Annotated in this window: 15 protein-coding genes and 1 riboswitch; of the genes, 7 read left to right on the top strand and 8 right to left on the bottom strand. The window is 67.1% G+C overall.

Annotated features, from left to right (window positions below):
• Positions 1–7: 7 nt before the first annotated feature.
• The 3 genes from AC2A1N_RS00335 (at position 8) to AC2A1N_RS00325 (ending at position 4982) form a co-directional block, all read left to right on the top strand.
• Positions 8–964: a M23 family metallopeptidase gene (locus AC2A1N_RS00335; RefSeq protein ID WP_033834438.1), complete on the top strand. Its 957-nt coding sequence runs from the start codon at positions 8–10 to the stop codon at positions 962–964.
• 230 nt (positions 965–1194) lie between these two features.
• Positions 1195–3927: a preprotein translocase subunit SecA gene (gene secA, locus AC2A1N_RS00330; protein ID WP_484371199.1), complete on the top strand. Its 2733-nt coding sequence runs from the start codon at positions 1195–1197 to the stop codon at positions 3925–3927.
• 101 nt (positions 3928–4028) lie between these two features.
• Positions 4029–4982, top strand: coding sequence for a Nudix family hydrolase (locus tag AC2A1N_RS00325; protein WP_242891031.1), 954 nt, complete (start codon positions 4029–4031; stop codon positions 4980–4982).
• A 102-nt stretch (positions 4983–5084) separates the two neighbouring features.
• Here the strand turns inward: AC2A1N_RS00325 and AC2A1N_RS00320 are convergent, their stop codons facing one another.
• Positions 5085–5669, bottom strand: coding sequence for a DUF4124 domain-containing protein (locus AC2A1N_RS00320; RefSeq protein ID WP_242891029.1), 585 nt, complete (start codon positions 5667–5669; stop codon positions 5085–5087).
• Between the two features lie 40 nt (positions 5670–5709).
• Positions 5710–6537 carry a methylenetetrahydrofolate reductase [NAD(P)H] gene (gene metF / locus AC2A1N_RS00315; protein WP_242891027.1) on the bottom strand — a complete coding sequence of 276 codons (828 nt, stop codon included), beginning with the start codon at positions 6535–6537 and terminating at the stop codon, positions 5710–5712.
• 203 nt (positions 6538–6740) lie between these two features.
• Between metF and AC2A1N_RS00310 the strand changes: the two genes are divergently transcribed.
• From AC2A1N_RS00310 to AC2A1N_RS00300, 3 genes are read left to right on the top strand one after another with little or no spacing between them, the layout of a single operon-like run.
• The gene (locus tag AC2A1N_RS00310) at positions 6741–7667 is read left to right on the top strand and encodes an alpha/beta fold hydrolase (RefSeq protein ID WP_242891025.1); all 927 of its coding nucleotides are present in this window, start codon (positions 6741–6743) and stop codon (positions 7665–7667) included.
• A 24-nt stretch (positions 7668–7691) separates the two neighbouring features.
• The gene (locus AC2A1N_RS00305; protein ID WP_484371196.1) at positions 7692–8738 is read left to right on the top strand and encodes a sensor histidine kinase; all 1047 of its coding nucleotides are present in this window, start codon (positions 7692–7694) and stop codon (positions 8736–8738) included.
• On the top strand, positions 8735–9466 hold the full coding sequence (locus AC2A1N_RS00300) for a LytR/AlgR family response regulator transcription factor (RefSeq protein WP_061478383.1): 732 nt from the start codon (positions 8735–8737) through the stop codon (positions 9464–9466). The genes AC2A1N_RS00305 and AC2A1N_RS00300 overlap by 4 nt, the downstream gene beginning before the upstream one ends.
• A 6-nt stretch (positions 9467–9472) precedes the next feature.
• Here the strand turns inward: AC2A1N_RS00300 and AC2A1N_RS00295 are convergent, their stop codons facing one another.
• A complete protein-coding gene (locus AC2A1N_RS00295; RefSeq protein ID WP_484371193.1) occupies positions 9473–10981 on the bottom strand; it encodes an amidohydrolase family protein in 1509 nt (502 codons plus the stop codon).
• A 136-nt stretch (positions 10982–11117) separates the two neighbouring features.
• Between AC2A1N_RS00295 and AC2A1N_RS00290 the strand changes: the two genes are divergently transcribed.
• On the top strand, positions 11118–11675 hold the full coding sequence (locus AC2A1N_RS00290) for a DUF3228 family protein (RefSeq protein WP_242891019.1): 558 nt from the start codon (positions 11118–11120) through the stop codon (positions 11673–11675).
• Between the two features lie 75 nt (positions 11676–11750).
• Here AC2A1N_RS00290 and AC2A1N_RS00285 read toward each other — a convergent pair whose 3' ends face one another.
• The 5 genes from AC2A1N_RS00285 to ahcY form a co-directional block, all read right to left on the bottom strand.
• Entirely contained in the window at positions 11751–12236 is a 486-nt protein-coding gene (locus tag AC2A1N_RS00285) for a hypothetical protein (protein WP_061478381.1), read from the bottom strand.
• Positions 12236–12709 carry a Cys-tRNA(Pro) deacylase gene (ybaK, locus tag AC2A1N_RS00280; protein WP_061478380.1) on the bottom strand — a complete coding sequence of 158 codons (474 nt, stop codon included), beginning with the start codon at positions 12707–12709 and terminating at the stop codon, positions 12236–12238. The genes AC2A1N_RS00285 and ybaK overlap by 1 nt, the downstream gene beginning before the upstream one ends.
• Before the next feature lie 110 nt (positions 12710–12819).
• Positions 12820–14160 carry a peptidoglycan-binding domain-containing protein gene (locus tag AC2A1N_RS00275; RefSeq protein WP_242891017.1) on the bottom strand — a complete coding sequence of 447 codons (1341 nt, stop codon included), beginning with the start codon at positions 14158–14160 and terminating at the stop codon, positions 12820–12822.
• A gap of 49 nt (positions 14161–14209) precedes the next feature.
• Complete coding sequence (locus AC2A1N_RS00270; protein WP_229298511.1) at positions 14210–14965, bottom strand: lysozyme inhibitor LprI family protein; 756 nt, start codon at positions 14963–14965, stop codon at positions 14210–14212.
• Positions 14966–15257: 292 nt separating this feature from the next.
• On the bottom strand, positions 15258–16703 hold the full coding sequence (gene ahcY / locus AC2A1N_RS00265; RefSeq protein WP_049414067.1) for an adenosylhomocysteinase: 1446 nt from the start codon (positions 16701–16703) through the stop codon (positions 15258–15260).
• Between the two features lie 36 nt (positions 16704–16739).
• Positions 16740–16823, bottom strand: a riboswitch (S-adenosyl-L-homocysteine riboswitch).
• Positions 16824–16857 lie beyond the last annotated feature (34 nt).

The raw sequence follows: 16857 nt of genomic DNA, 5'->3' as shown, positions 1-16857 counted from the left end.
CTCACTGATGGCATTCAAAAAGATCGTAATCAAAACGCGTGAAGGACAGGCCAAGTCGTCGCCGATCGCGCGTTTGCGGTTCTATTTCGAGGACCGCCCCCGCGCCCTGCTGGGCAGCGTGCTCGGGGTAGGCTGCATTATCGGCCTTGCTGGCGGCATTGGCGCCAGCGCGCTGAATGATTCCCGGCTGCAGGCCAAGGTCGAGCGCCAGGATGCGGAACTGGCCAAGGTCAAGCGCGATGCGCAGACCCAGGTCAATGCACTGGCGGCCCGCCTCGGCGAGCTGCAGGCCCAGGCGACCCGCCTCAACGCCCTCGGCGAACGGCTGACCCAGATGGGCAAGCTGGAGGACGGCGAGTTCGACTTCAACGAGACCCCGGGCCTCGGTGACGGTGACGCAGGCGGCCCGACCAGCGACATCCCGGTCAAGGACGTCAACGCCGACTTACAGGTGCTGGAGCAGCGCTTCGCTGCTTCAGGCCGCCAGCTGTCGGTGATGGAATCGCTGATGTTCGACCACCAGCTGCAGCAGAACGCGGTGCCGTCGCGCATGCCGATCCGCAACAGCTATGTGACGTCCGGCTTCGGCACCCGTGCCGACCCGTTCGGCCGCGGCGCCGCCACCCACAAGGGCATGGACTTCCACGCAAAGGTCGGTGACCCGGTGATGGCCGTGGCCGAGGGCGTGGTCAGCTTCGCCGGCGTGAAGGGCGGCTACGGCAATGTCGTCGATGTCGACCATGGCAATGGCTATGTCACCCGCTACGCGCACAATTCGCGCCTGGTGGTGAAGGCCGGCGACCTGGTCCGTGCCGGCCAGGAAGTGGCCAAGGCCGGTTCCACCGGCCGTTCGACCGGTGCCCACGTGCACTTCGAAGTGTGGGAAAACGGCAACGTGGTCAACCCGCGCAAGTTCCTCGGCGACGGCGGCAACACGCCGGTCGGCCGCGTCAGCCGCGGCTGATGCCCGGGTCGGATCCCTTCCGCGCCGCGGGAGGGCTCTGGCCCCGTATCCGTGTTTCTTTGCCGAATCCGGGGCGATTGCGACCGGATTGGCGCTTGAAACCTCAGCCGGCCGTCCCAAGCTACAATGGGTGTTGCCATCGACAGGGCGCCAGGCGCCCTGTTTCGTTTGCGGCGGACGGATCCCAAGGGGGAGGCCGGGCGTCGTGTCCATCCAACCCGGTTCCTTCAATGATCAACAGCCTGCTTACCCGCGTATTTGGCAGTCGTAACGAACGACAGCTGCGCCAGCTCAACCGCATCGTCGCCAAGATCAATGCGCTGGAGCCGGAGATCGAGAAGCTGTCCGACGAGCAGCTTCAGGCCAAGACGCCGGAGTTCAAGCAGCGCATCGCTGGCGGTGAAGCCCTGGACAAGGTGCTGCCGGAAGCGTTCGCGGTCTGCCGCGAAGCCGGTCGCCGCGTGCTGGGCATGCGCCACTACGACGTGCAGTTGATCGGCGGCATGGTGCTTCACCTGGGCAAGATCGCAGAAATGCGCACCGGTGAAGGCAAGACCCTGGTGGCGACCCTGCCGGTGTACCTCAACGCGCTGGAAGGCAAGGGCGTGCACGTGGTCACCGTGAACGACTACCTGGCCCGCCGCGACGCCGCGCAGATGGGCAAGCTGTACAACTGGCTGGGCCTGAGCGTGGGCGTGGTGTACCCGGGCATGCCGCACAGCGACAAGCGCGAAGCATACGCTGCGGACATCACCTACGGCACCAACAACGAATTCGGCTTCGACTACCTGCGCGACAACATGGCGCTGTCCAAGGCCGACCGCTACCAGCGCGGCCTGCACTACGCCATCGTCGACGAAGTCGACTCCATCCTGATCGACGAAGCGCGCACCCCGCTGATCATCTCCGGTCCGGCCGATGATTCCCCGGAGCTGTACATCCGCGTCAACCGTGTCGTGCCGCACCTGGTCAAGCAGGAAGCGGAAGACGGCGAAGGGGATTTCTGGGTCGACGAGAAGGGCAAGCAGGTGCACCTGTCCGAAGCGGGCATGGAGCACGCCGAGCAGCTGCTGGTCGAGGCCGGCATCCTCGATGGCGAAACCGAAGGCCTGTACGCGGCGCAGAACCTGACCGTGGTGCACCACCTCAACGCCGCCCTGCGCGCGCACGCGATCTACCAGCGCGACGTTGACTACATCGTGCGCGACGGCGAAGTGGTCATCGTCGACGAGTTCACCGGCCGTACCCTGGCCGGCCGCCGCTGGTCCGATGGCCTGCACCAGGCGGTGGAAGCGAAGGAAGGCGTGCCGGTGCAGCGCGAGAACCAGACGCTGGCGAGCATCACCTTCCAGAACCTGTTCCGCATGTACAAGAAGCTGTCCGGCATGACCGGTACGGCCGATACCGAAGCGTTCGAGTTCCAGAGCATCTATGGCCTGGAAGTGGTGGTGATCCCGACCAACCGCCCGACCATCCGCAAGGACAGCCCGGACCAGGTGTTCCTCAACCGCAAGGGCAAGTTCAATGCGGTGCTGGCCGACATCGAAGAGTGCGCCAAGCGCGGCCAGCCGGTGCTGGTGGGTACCACCTCGATCGAAACCTCGGAAATGCTGTCCGAGCACCTGAGCAAGGCCGGCGTGAAGCACGAAGTGCTCAACGCCAAGCAGCATGACCGCGAAGCCACCATCGTCGCCAACGCCGGCCGTCCGGGCGCGGTGACCATCGCCACCAACATGGCCGGCCGTGGTACCGACATCGTGCTGGGCGGCTCGCTGGAAGCCGAGATCCACGCCCTGGGCGAGGACGCGACCGACGAGCAGAAGGCCGCGGTCAAGGCCGAATGGCAGAAGCGCCACGAGGCAGTAAAGGCGGCCGGCGGCCTGCACATCGTCGGCACCGAGCGCCACGAATCGCGTCGTATCGACAACCAGCTGCGTGGCCGTTCGGGCCGCCAGGGTGACCCGGGTTCGTCCCGCTTCTACCTGTCGCTGGAAGACAACCTGATGCGCATCTTCGCCTCCGACTGGGTGCAGAAGGCCATGCGCATGATGGGCATGAAGGAAGACGACGTCATCGAGGACCGCCTGGTCAGCCGCCAGATCGAAAAGGCGCAGCGCAAGGTCGAAGCCCACAACTTCGACATCCGCAAGAACCTGCTGGACTTCGACGACGTCAACAACGATCAGCGCAAGGTGATCTACGCCCAGCGCGACGAGCTGCTGGACGCCGAATCGGTGAAGGACAACGTCGACGGCATCCGTGACGACGTGATCTTCGACATCGTTGCGCGCTTCGTGCCGCCGAACTCGATCGACGAGCAGTGGGACCTGCGTGGCCTGGAAGCGACCCTGGAGTCGGACTTCGGCCTGCAGATGTCGCTGACCGACCTGGTCAAGCAGCATGAGGAACTGGACGCCGAGGCCATCGCCAGCAAGGTCCAGGAGCGCGTCAACCAGCACTTCGCCGAGAAGGAAGCCAGCCTGGGCGAAGAGACCATGCGCGCGCTGGAGAAGCACGTGATGCTGACCGTGCTGGACCAGAGCTGGAAGGAGCACCTGGCGCGCATGGATTACCTGCGCCAGGGCATCTACCTGCGTGGTTACGCGCAGAAACAGCCCAAGCAGGAATACAAGAAGGAAGCCTTCGAGCTGTTCTCGGACATGCTGGAGAACGTCAAGCGCGAAGTGGTGACCCTGCTGGCCCGCTTGCGTATCCGCAGCGACGAGGAAGTCCAGGCCCTGGAGGCCGCCGAGCGCCAGCAGGCGCAGGCTCGCCTGAGCCAGTCGCAGTTCCAGCACCAGGATGCAGGCGGCTACAGTGCCGACGAGGAAGCCGCGCAGGTGCAGGCCGCCCAGCAGGGGGTGGCCACGCTGCAGCGCGACGAGCCGAAGATCGGCCGCAATGATCCGTGCCCGTGCGGCAGTGGCAAGAAGTACAAGCACTGCCACGGCCAGCTGAGCTGATCCCGAAGAGCCCCGCGAAAGCGGGGCTTTTCGTTTGTTGCGGGGGAGCTGCACCGGATCCGTGATTGCGCCGGCCGCCCTGTTCTGGGCATGCTTCCTCCATGCCTTCCCCCACCCGATCGATCCACGTCGTGGCCGCCGTCATCACCGACGCCCGTGGCCGCGTGCTGCTCAACCGCCGTACCGAGAACCGCGACATGGCCGGCCTGTGGGAGTTCCCCGGCGGCAAGCGCGAATCCGGCGAGACCTCCGAACAGGCGCTGGTGCGCGAGCTGCGCGAGGAACTGGGCATCGAGGCCGATGTCGGCGAGTGGCTGATGGACGTGCCGCAGCGCTATCCGGACAAGCACCTGACCCTGGAAGTGCGCCATGTGCGCAGCTGGAAAGGCACCCCGCGTGGCCGCGAAGGCCAGGCGATCACCTGGGTGGCGCAGGACAAGCTGGGCCGCTATTCGATGCCGCCGGCCGACCTGCCGGTGGTGGCCGCACTGCGTCAACCGGACCGCTACCTGATCACGCCGGCGCCGGCTGACGATGCCAGCGGCGTGCAGCACTGGCATGACTGCCTGCAGCGCGCGGTCGCGGCGGGCCAGCAGCGCATCCAGCTGCGCCTGCCACCGGAACACCCGCAACGGCAGGCGATGATCGAACAGGCCGTGCGCGCGCATCGTCGCGGCGTGCAATGGCTGCTCAACCGCGATGTCGCGCTGGCACGTGCACTGGGCGTGGGGGTGCACCTGGGCAGCGAGCAGCTGCAGGACCTGCAGGAACGGCCCTTGCCGGAAGGGCAGCTTGTCGCCGCGTCCTGCCACGACCTGGAGCAGCTGCAGGCGGCGCAGCGGCTGGGCTGCGACTTCGCGGTGCTCGGCCCGGTGCAGGCCACGGCCAGCCATCCCGATGCGGTGCCGCTGGGCTGGGAGGCCTTCGCCGCGCTGCGCGCGCAGGTGTCGCTGCCGATCTACGCGTTGGGTGGGATGGCCGCCGGCCATATCGCCGAAGCCCGTCGCCATGGTGGGCAGGGTATCGCTGCGATTCGTGGGCTGTGGCCGGCGTGAGCCGGCATGCGGGGTCCGATCCCTGCGCAGCGGGGCTCTGACCCCATCGCGGCAATCCGGGGCCGGAGCCCTTTCCGCTGGAAAGGGATCCGACCCGTCCGGTTACAACGTGATCCAGAAACACCCATACTGCCGCCGCAACCCCAGCACCGTCGAAGCGCGCGACACGCTGCCGGGCAAGGTCTGTTCCAGGCGCAGGCCGATCGGATGCCGCACGGTCGGCGGCTCCGGGTCGGATCCCTGCGCCGCAGGGCCCTGATCCTCATCCTGCGATTGTGGCAGCGCCTGTGAGGGATACACCGGTACCACGTCTACCAGTGGCCGCCGCGCCAGCGATTCCAGTTGACCGAGGATGCGCTGCGCACCGGCATCGGAGACTGCGCCCCACAGGTATAGCGACGACAACCGGTTCACATCGTTGCTGAGGATGCCGACGCGCAGTGCGTCCACCAGCTCGCTCAGGCGACGTGGGCAGCGCGCCCCCAGGGTGTCGCGCGACAGGGTGCTGCCGGTGGGCGCGGGCGGTGGCAATCGCGATCGGGCGCCGACACTGTCGCAGGGGCGGTCGGTGTACACGCTCTGCCCCCGTGCATCAGTGCAGCGGTTCAAGCGTGGGGACTGCGCATGGACCACGCTCGATGCCGAGCACAATGACAGCAGCAACAGCAGGAAAGAAAGCCGGTTCATCGACGCAGGGTAGCGCCGATCGTGGTGGCATGGCGTGCTTTCAGCCGTGCAGCAGCTTCAGCACCGACGTGGTCGGCCTGGCCAGGTTCAGGGTGTAGAAGTGCAGGCCCGGCGCGCCGCCCTCGACCAGGCGCTGGCACAGCCTGGCCACCACTTCGGTACCGAACGCCCGCACCGATTCGGCGTCATCGCCATAGGCCTGCATCTTGCGGCTGATCCAGCGCGGGATTTCCGCACCGCACTGCTCGGAGAAACGGCGCAGCTGGCTGAAGTTGGCGATCGGCATGATGCCCGGCGTGATCGGTACCTGCACACCGAGCCGGCGCACGGCATCGACGAAGTGGAAGTACGCATCCGGGTTGTAGAAATACTGGGTGATCGCCGCGTCGGCGCCGGCATCGATCTTGGCCTTGAAGTGCTTGAGGTCGGCCAGTGCATCGGAGGCCTGTGGATGGGTCTCAGGGTAGGCGCCCACTTCGATGCGGAACGCATCGCCGTGTTCGGCGCGGATGAACTCGATCAGCTCGGCGGCGTAGCGCATGTCGCCGGGAAACCCCATGCCGGAGGGCAGGTCGCCGCGCAGCGCGACCAGGCGATGGCAGCCGATGGCGCGGTACAGCTTGAGCAGTTCGCGGATCTCCTGGCGGGTGCCGCCGACGCAGGACAGATGCGGCGCCGCCTCGAAGCCATGGTGCTGGTTGAGATGGCGCACGGTCTCGGAGGTATAGCTCAGGGTCGAGCCACCAGCGCCGAAGGTACAGGACACGTACTCGGGGCCGTAGTCCTTCAGCTTGGCTGCGGCACGATCCAGCTGGCTGCGCTGTTCGTCGGTCTTGGGCGGATAGAACTCGAAGCTGATGGCGGTCATGGTACGGGCGGCAGCGGCGGGTGCGGATCAGTATATCGCTCCATCAAGATGGATGTTGTCAATTCGTACGGGTGTGCACCGTCCGTCGCCTGCGACCGTTCGCCCCGGCGATCGGCCGCTGCTCCGAAATCGCAACCCGGGTGCCGTGGTCGGCGCCACGCTGTTCCCATCCCGGCAACACCCACCCGACGAAGGAGCAAATGATGAAGATCTTCCTGGCACTCTGGTATGCAATGAAGGCCTTGGCCCGGCTGGCGATGATCGGCATGGCGATGGCCGTGCTCGGTTCCGGCTCGGCGCACGCCGCCAGCGCCCCGGCGGCGGGTAAGGTGCAGGTCGAGGTGGTCGGCAAAGGTCGCCCGCTGCTGATGATCCCCGGCCTGAACAGCAGCGCCGGGGTCTGGCGCGAGACCTGCCTGGCCCTGAAAGCTGTGCAGTGTCATCTGGTGCAGCTGCCGGGCTTTGCCGGTGCGCTTGCGGCCGATCCGCGCCCGGCCGAGTTCCTGCCGGCGATGCGCGGGCAGCTGCTGGCCTACCTGCATGACCAGCACCTGGGGCCGGTGGTGGTGGTTGGCCACAGCCTCGGTGGCCTGCTGGGCCTGCAGATGGCGCAGACCGAGCCGAAGGCGGTCAGCGCGCTGGTGGTGGTTGACGCACTGCCGTTCCTGCCGGCCGCGCGTGACCCGAAGGCTACCGCTGACAGCGTGCGGCCGATGGCCGACCAGCTGCGCAAGGGCATGCTGGCCGCCGACGCTGCGCAATGGCAGGCGCAGCTGAAGGCCGGCCTGCCGGGGATGACCCGCGATCCGCAGCGGCAGGCCGAGCTGGGCCGCTGGGGCGAAGCCAGCGACCGCCAGACCACGGCCGATGCCATGCATGCGGTGATGACCACCGACCTGCGTGACAGCATCGCCTCGATCACCGCACCGACGCTGGTGCTGGGCAGCTGGGCCGACTACCAGCCGATGGGCGGCACCGAGGACAGCACGCGCGCGGTGTTCCAGGCGCAGTACGCGAAACTGCAAGGCGTGCAGATCGCGATGAGCGCGCAGGGTTTCCACTTCCTGATGTGGGATGATCCGCGCTGGCTGCGCAGTCAGGTGCAGGCCTTCCTCGACCACCACCACTGAGTTTCAACACGCCTCGAAATGGACATGCCGGATTCCTCCTCGACGGTACGCTTCTGGCTGCTCAATGCGCTGGTGTGGGCGCTCTATGGCGTTGCCGGAATCGGCCTGCGCCAGGCCTATTTCAGCGATGCCGGAAGCGCAGGCGTGTTGATCACGCTGGGTCTGGCGTTGGCCCTGTTCGGGTGCAGCGGTGCCATCCGTGCGCTGGCGCTGCGTGCCGACTGGTGGGCGCGCGGCACGGCCGGGCTGTTGCTGCGGCTGGCGCTGTCGGTGGCATTGGGCGCGGCAGTGGCGCAGCTGCTGGTGAACATCGCGCTGCACTCGGCGCTGGCCTGGAACTGGGTGAGCCTGGGGCGGCAGACGGCCGACTTCAGCCCTAAGGCGCTGCTGCTCTACTGGTACACCACTGCGGTGATGCTGGCCCTGTGGGCAGCGCTCTGGGCAGGCCTGCACAGCCTGCGCCGGATACGCAGTGCGGAACTGGCGCGCCTGCGTGCCGAGGCCGAGCGCAGCGCGCTGGAGCGCGATGCACTGCGTGCACGGCTCAACCCGCATTTCATGTTCAATGCGCTGAACAACCTGCGCGCGCTGATCCTGGAAGACCCGGAGCGTGCGCGCGACATGGTCACCCGCCTGTCGCGCACGCTGCGCCAGGCGCTGGCACACAACCGCAGCGAGCAGGTCACCCTGGCCGAGGAACTGGTGGTCGTGGACGACTACCTGGCCATCGAGGCAGTCCACTTCGAACAGCGCCTGCAGGTGAACCGGCAGATCGATGCCGATGCCATGCAGGCACAGCTGCCGGCGATGGCGCTGCAGCTGCTGGTGGAGAATGCGATCAAGCATGGCAGCGCCAGCCACCCGGGCGGCGGTGAGGTGCAGATCCGTGCCACGCTGGACAATGACGTGCTGCGTCTGCAGGTGGACAATCCGCTGGGCAGCGCCAACGAGCCCACCCATGGCCATGGCGTTGGCCTTGCCTACCTGCGTGCGCAGCTTGGCACGCAGGGTCGTTTCACCCTGCAGCCGGTCGGCGACCGCATGCAGGCCCTGCTGGAGATTCCGCAATGAGTGGCGTGCTGCGTGTGTTGATCGTTGATGACGCACGGCTGGCGCGCCAGGAGCTGCGCACGCTGTTGTCGGCGCTGCCGTGGGTGCAGTGCGTGGGCGAGGCCGACGATGTGCCGGCCGCGCGCGAGGCGATCGCCACGCTGGCCCCGGACCTGGTGCTGCTGGATGTGCAGATGCCCTCCGGCAGCGGTTTCGACGTGCTGGACAGCCTGGAGGTGGTGCCGGCCGTGGTCTTCGTTACTGCCTACGACACCTACGCGGTGCGCGCGTTCCAGGCCAATGCGCTGGACTACCTGGTGAAGCCGGTGGAAGCGCCGCGGTTGCTGGAGGCGTTGCAGCGGGCGCGCCAGCGCGAAGTGGTGGCGGCCGAAACGCCGGAGTCGCGCGGCACGCTGGGCGCGCAGGACCAGGTGTTCGTGCGCGAGGGCGAACGCTGCTGGTTCGTAGCGGTGTCCGAGATCCGCCGGCTGGTGGTGGATGGCAACTACACCCGGCTGTGGTTCCGCGACCAGAACGCCCTGCTGACCCGCAGCCTGAGCGCGCTGGAGGCACGCCTGCCACAGGATCTGTTCTTCCGTGCCAACCGCAACACGCTGGTCAACCTGCGCCGCATCCGCGGCGTGACGCCCAGCATCGCTGATGGTTATGACCTGGCGCTGGATGACGGCAGCGAGGTGGAGGTGTCGCGCCGGCAGGCGCGTGAACTGCGCGAGCGGATGGCGTTGTAGCTGCCGCTACAGCTCGGCACTGACGGGGCTGATGATGAAGCCCCACAACAACCGCGCCATCACGGCGGGCGAACGTGCCTGCTTGCGCGCATAGGCCAGCAGCGCATCCAGCCGCGGGCGGTCGTAGAGATGGCCGGCAAGCAGCACCGCGTGCACGCGGCGGGTACTGGCGGTTTCGTGCAGCGGATTGCCATCGAGCAGCACCAGATCGGCCACCTTGCCGACCTCGACGCTGCCATGCAATGCCTGCAGGTCCAGATGGCGCGCGGCCTGCAGCGTGGCTGCGCGCAGCACGTCGGCCTGGCTCAAGCCGGCCTGCCGCAGCCACTGCAGTTCATCGTGGTAGCGGAAGCCGCCCAGCCCGGTATCGGTGCCGACCAGCACGGTGACGCCCGCACGATGCGCGGTGCCGGTCAGCGCCAGCCCGTGCTCGAAGTAGGCCTTCAGTGCGTCTTCGCCGCGCAGGCCGGGGTAGCGCGCCACGGTGGCCTGCAGGTCATCACGCCATGCCCAGCGCGAGAGCGGATCCAGATAGGCCAGGCGCGGGTCGTCGACGAACGCCGGATCGCGCGCGCGTGCATCCTCTTCGCGGGTGACATGGGTTGGTACGAACGCGGCACCGCTGGCCTGCATCACACCGAACGCCTCGTTGCAGAGCGCGGGCTGGTAGCCGCCGACCATGCGTTCGGCCAGCGCGGTTGGATCCTCGCTGTCGAGCGTGCCACCGCGCCACGCCGCCGCGTTGTCGAAGCAATGGCGCACGAACAGATGGCCGTGCTCGAAGCTGCGCTGGCCCGCGTGCAATGCGGCTTCCAGCGGGACCGCCCTGGGCAGGTGTCCGACCAGGGGCAGATGCAGCTGCCGCGCTTCGCTGGCCAGCCGCTGGTAGGTCTCGGCGCGAAGGCGGTTGTAGACCTTGAACGCATCGACGCCGCGTGCGCGGTACGCGTGTGCACGTGCGGCCGCTGCATCTGGCGTCAGCGCCGGGTCTTCAAAATAGAAGCTGGCGATCTGTACGAAGCGCGGTGCAACCTGCTGCCCGGCAATGGCCTGTGCGGTCCAGCGGCGTTTGTCGGCCACGCAGGCGATCAGCGGATCGGTGGCCTGTGGGCAGTCCATCATGTCGCGGGTACCGGTAATGCCATTGGCCAGCATCAACGGAAACTGCAGTTGCGGTGACAGCTGCAGTGCATGGGTGTGCATGTCCCAGAAACCGGGCAGCAGCCAGCGTCCGCCCGCATCGAGAACCGGCAACGTGGTCTCCGGCGGGTCTTCACCGATGGCGGTGATGGTGCCGTTGCGCACGGTCACCGTGGTGGGTTCGCTGGCCTGGCCGCGGGCGATGTCCACCACGCGTGCGTTGACGATCACGTGACTGTTGCCGGGGTGGGGCAGCGGTGGTGCAGACAGCGGCCAGAGCAGGGCGGCGGTGAACAACAGGGGGGGGACCAGCAGGAGCAAGGCCAGCACGCGCGGCCAGCGGCGACGACGGGCGGAGCGGGGTAGTGCATCCATGAGCCGGCAATCCTTGCATGGGGTCGCCTGCAGGGTGCGCCAACACGGTTGCCGATGCCAGTGACCATCGGCATCCCGCCCTCCATGCGGCGTGGGCAGGTACTCTGTGCAGCGGATTCCCTGATCACGCCGCGCCATGTCCATCGTTCTCACCGATTTCGCCCGTCCCCGCCTGTTCCCGCGCGTACCGCGTGGCAACACGATCCAGGACTGCACTGCCGAACAGTTCGAAGCGCACCTCAACGCGCACGCGCCGATGAAGGTACTGGACGGCTATGCGCCGTTCTGCAAACTGTTCGTCTACGAGAACTGGACCAGCACGCGCTGCCTGACCGTGCCGATCACCGAGGCCAACCGCCATCTGCTGCGCAGTGGTTACGAGGCACGCAATCGCGACGAACTGCCGGTGCTGGTGCGCTGGTTCGAGGGCGTGGAGTCGCCGCGTGCGAACTATCTGGTGGTGATCCTGTACAGCGCCGAGCAGCTGGCGAAGGAAGGCTCGCCGATCGAGGCCGACTGGGGCATCGTCGGCTGTATCTATACTGCCGAGCCGGCAGAGGTGCCGATGGCGCCGATTACGATGATGCGCAATGCGCTGGGCGTGGAAGAGGGCGGTTCCGGCGTGCCGTTGGACCGCGAGGCCTACCGGTGTTCTGTCGAGTTCTGGGAGAGCAACGCGAACTGGCGGCCGTGAGCGATATTGGTCATCCACGCATCGCGTGAGTGTACGGACCGCAGTAGAGCCACGCCATGCTTGGCTGCCTGGCCTTCAGGCAGCTTTCCATTCCCACCACGGGTAGTGGTACTCGCGGTCGATGGCCTGCCAATGCTGGCCGCAGTGCATGCAGGCAACGTTGTGGCAATCGCCCCAACCATCCTCGGCCTCCTGCAACGCGAGCAGCTGCATCTGCCCTTGTTCGATCAAGCGGCGCGGATCGAAGAACGGGTAGCCGGGATTGAGCGCGCACAGGCAGCCTGCGTGCGCCTGCCAGTGACGCAGCCGTTTCAGGGCCGCCTCCAGATGCGCCTGGTTGCTGATCAGCATGCCGCCGAGGGTGATGCTGTGGCAGCTACGTTCAATCAGGTCCACATGCGCGGCCAATGCGTCCAGCGACGGTGCACTGAACAGTCGTGCGACGATGCGGGCGGCGTCGGTGATGCGCGTCGCGTCGCGCGACAGCAGGTCCTGCAGCAGCACATCGGCCTGCGCGTCTTCCAGCCTGGGCGGCGGCGCCGCAGACCACGGCCAGCGCATCAGCGTGCCTTGCCGATGGCAGCGTAGTGGCCGGCGGTCAGGCGCAGCAGGTCGGCCGGCGCCAGTTCCACTTCCATGCCACGGCGGCCGGCGCTGACGTGCAGCGTGGGCAACACCTGCGCGCTGGCATCCAGGAACGTGCGCAGGCGCTTCTTCTGCCCCAGCGGGCTGATGCCGCCGACCAGGTAGCCGGTCGCACGCTGCGCGGCGTCGGCGGCGGCCATCTCGCACTTCTTGCAGCCGGCCGCTTCGGCCAGCGCTTTCAGGTCCAGGTGGCCGGCCACCGGCACGATCGCCACCAGCAGTTCATGTGCTTCAGTGCTGGCCAGCAGGGTCTTGAAGACCTGGGCCGGGTCGAGGCCGAGCTTGTCGACGGCTTCGCCGCCATACGATTCGGCGTGGGCGTCGTGCACATAGCTGCGCACGGTGTGGGCGATCTTCTCGCGCTTGAGCAGGTTGATGGCCGGAGTCATGGGCGCATCCTAGCGCGGGACAGGGGCGTTGCCTTGACCGAGACTCGCGCCTCAATGCAGAACGGGCGCCCAAGGGCGCCCGTCCCGGCTGCGATCGGCTGCATCCAGCATCAGCGCGACATCGATTGCTGCGTCTGTATCTGTTCCTGGGTCTGCCGCTGTGACAGCTCGTTGTCCAGCGCCTGGCTCTGCCGCGTGCTGTCCTGCAGGTTCTGGTTCACCGCCTGCGACAGGTCGACGTAGGTGCGGTGCATGGCGGGATCGCCGAGCTGGCCCTGCACCGCGAACACGCCCTGGTTGTCCGGCCGCGCCAGCACGGTATCGACCTGGCTCATGCCGGCCAACTTTGACTCGTAAGCCACCTGGCCTGCGGCGTTCTCGAGCTGGCTGCGGTCATTGAACAGCGGCGACAGGCCGCCCTGGCGACGCTGTTCTTCCAGTGCCTCCAGCTTTTCCACGACCTGCTGGTAGCGGGGGTGGTCGGCGTGGCCCGGGGTGGCCATGGTCGGCTCGGCCGCCGGTGCGCGCTGCTGCGTGGCCGCCTCCAGCGCCCCCAGGGTTGCGCCGCCGGCCTTGCCGTCAACGGTGAGCTGGTGGTCACGCTGGAACTGCTTGACCGCTTCCACGGTGCCGGGGCCGAAATCGCCATCGGCCACCAGCGGCTTGCCATCCTTGCCCAGGTAGCCCAGGTCGGACAGCTTCTGCTGCATGGCCTGCACCTCATCGCCCTTGCTGCCGTTGACCAGCACGCCGTTGCCCGCAGGCGTGCCCGGTGACCCGTGCGAGGGAGCATGGGTGGGGGTGATGCCGATCTGGACCATGGCCCGGTCGAAGCGCTCATCGCGGCTGGCTACGGCGGCCTGCGACTGGATGCCGTACTTGGTGGCATCGACGAAGTTCTGCACGTCGCCGCGCGTCGGCGGATTGCCGGCCTGGACGGTGCCGCCCTGCAGCTTTTCCGCATTGCCGGCCAGATAGCTGATGAACTGCGGGCCCATGCTGCCGAACTGGTTGTCATAGTCCGCCATGGCCAGCTGCAACTCCGGGTTGGCGGCGATGGCATCGGCCGCGGCCGGATTGGTTGCACGCACCTTGGCGATGGCCTGATCGACACGCTCGATGGCGCTGTCCAGCTTGGCGTTGGTGAGCTCGTCCATCCTGGCCTGCGGAATGGCCTGCAACTTGGCGTCGAGCGCCGCCAGCTGCTGGGTGCTTAATCCGCCCTGCTGGGACAACAGTGCGATGTCGCCATCGGTGAAGCCGTTGTCGCGCAGGAAGCGCCTGGCCTGCGGATTGCCGCCGACATCGAACTGCACCAGCCCGAACGAATAGGTGCTTGCGCCTTTCTGTGCGTATGAGAAGTGGTCCAGGTGGCGGGTGTTGCCGCCGAGCTCGGTGTTGAGGAACAGCGTGGACAGCTGTTCGCGCGTAAGGGTGGAATCCGTTGCCATGGTCATCGTCCTTCAATGAGGGTAAAGCGCCGGGCGTGCCCGGCGATTGTCAGCCGGCGCAGTGCTGCTGGGTGAAGCCGAGCAGCTGGCGGATGGCCTGGGTGCCGTAAGCAGCCGGCGCCGGTTCGAGGGCGAACTGGCCAACCATCTGGTTGCTGCACAGCTGCACGTTGCGCCTGCCGGCGGAGGTTTCCTGGGTGCAGTTGGCTGCGAGCAGGGCGTTGGGGCCGCCGCCCATGTTCGTGGCGGCCGTGCAGCCCAGCAGGCGGCCTTCCTGGCCGTTCTCACCCAGCAGCGTGTTGAAGTTCGCCAGCTGGCTGTTGGGATCGCGCAGCACCAGCAGGTCCACGCATTGCTGCTGGCCGTCAGGGGCTTCGCATGCATCCTGGTCGACCAGGCCGTCACGCGTAGCGGACAGCACCTTGAGGCGATCGGCGTACACCTGCTGCAGGCACTGTGCATCGGTGCACAGGTCGCGGGTGTGCTCCTGCCAGCGCTGCTGTTCGGCGTGCAGCTTGCTCTGCCCTGCTGCATCGAGCGTGGCCTGTGCGGCAGTGACCGCCTTGCCCACGTCCGCATCCAGGCCGGTCAGGGTCGGGTCCTTGCAGACCAGGGTCTGTGCCGGCGACGCTGCATCGGCGCAGCCAGCGCTCGTGTCGGCGACCGTGGCGGGCGCGTCGGCGGCCTTGCCTGCGGGGCTGGCCTGTCCGCTGGCCGCAGCCGGAGCCGTAGCGCCGGCTTCGCCGGCAGGTGGGGTGCAGGCGGCCAGCAGGGCCACCCAGCACAGGGGCATCAGGGGCTTCATGGCCCGGTTCAGTCGTTCACGGTTGCGCGGCATGTCCTGTCCTTTGGTGTCTGCGTCCCGGCGCATGGCCTGCCGTTGGCAGCCCACGCGGGCGTAAAGCCTAGCAAGCGGCTTCTTAGTGCTCCCTGACAGGGTGCGCGGATCGCTTGCCGGGTGCCGCAACGCAGGACGGGCGCCCGAAGGCGCCCGTCCTGTCTGCATCCGTTGCCGGGGTCAGAGCCCTTTCATGCGGAAAGGGATCCGGCCCCGCGTACGCCTGTAGTGCCGGCCGCTGGCCGGTACCCCGCAGGCATCAGTAGCGGTAGTGGTCCGGCTTGAACGGGCCTTCCACCGGCACGCCGATGTAGTCGGCCTGGTCCTGGGTCAGGGTGGTCAGCTTCACGCCGATCTTTTCCAGGTGCAGGCGGGCCACTTCTTCGTCCAGCTTCTTCGGCAGCAGGTAGACCTTCTTCTCGTAGCTGTCCTTGTTCGCCCACAGGTCGATCTGTGCCAGGGTCTGGTTGGCGAAGCTGTTGGACATCACGAAGCTCGGGTGGCCGGTGGCGCAGCCCAGGTTCACCAGGCGGCCTTCGGCCAGCAGGAAGATCGCGTTGCCGTTCGGGAAGATGTACTTGTCCACCTGCGGCTTGATGTTGACGTGCTTGATGCCCGGGTAGGACACCAGTGCGTCGACCTGGATCTCGTTGTCGAAGTGGCCGATGTTGCAGACGATGGCCTGGTCCTTCATCGCGCTCAGGTGCTCGATGCGGATGATGTCGCGGTTGCCGGTGGTGGTGACATACAGGTCGGCACGGCCCAGGGTCGACTCGATGGTGTTGACTTCATAGCCTTCCATCGCCGCCTGCAGCGCGCAGATCGGGTCGATCTCGGTGACGATCACGCGCGCGCCGTAGGCACGCAGCGAGGCCGCGCAGCCCTTGCCGACGTCGCCGTAGCCGCAGACCACGGCCACCTTGCCGGCCAGCATCACGTCCATCGCGCGCTTCAGGCCGTCGGCCAGCGACTCGCGGCAGCCGTACAGGTTGTCGAACTTGCTCTTGGTGACCGAGTCGTTGACGTTGATCGCCGGGATCAGCAGGGTGCCGGCCTGGGCCAGCTGGTACAGGCGGTGCACGCCGGTGGTGGTCTCTTCGGAGACGCCCTTCCAGTCCTTCACCACGCGGCCCCAGTAACCCGGGCGCTCCTTGGCCACGCGCTTGAGCAGGTTCTTGATGACCTGTTCTTCGTGCGAGGCAGAGGGGGTGTTGACCCAGTCGCTGCCGTTTTCCAGTTCGTAGCCCTTGTGGATCAGCAGGGTCACGTCACCGCCGTCGTCGACCACCAGTTCCGGGCCGGTCAGGGTGCCGTCGGCCAGGGTGAAGGTCAGCGCGTCCAGGGTGCAGTCCCAGTACTCTTCCAGGGTCTCGCCCTTCCAGGCGAACACCGGGGTGCCGGTGGCGGCGATGGCGGCAGCCGCGTGGTCCTGGGTCGAGAAGATGTTGCACGAGGCCCAGCGCACATCGGCGCCGATGTCCTTCAGGGTCTCGATCAGCACCGCGGTCTGGATGGTCATGTGCAGCGAGCCGGTCACGCGCACGCCCTTCAGCGGCAGTTCGGCCTGGTACTTGCGGCGGATCGACATCAGGCCCGGCATTTCGTGCTCGGCGATGTCCAGTTCCTTGCGGCCCCAGTCGGCCAGCGTGATATCGCGGATCTTGTAATCACCTTCGGTGGAGAAGGTCTTGGCAACAGCGTTCATTCGTGTGCTCCGGTTGTGGGCGAGCGGATGCTCGCATCTAGCCGGGCGCCGTTGTTACAAAGCCACCTTACCGAGCCTGGCCGGGCCTCGTGGGATCCGGTCGCAGCGCCCCTCGGCAGGGGAGAACCCCCATTATATCGCGGCCCCAGCGTGA

Source organism: Stenotrophomonas maltophilia group sp. SKK55, assembly GCF_057179845.1.
The sequence above is the reverse complement of the archived record's forward strand: the minus strand, read 5'-3'. Positions and strand labels throughout refer to the sequence as shown.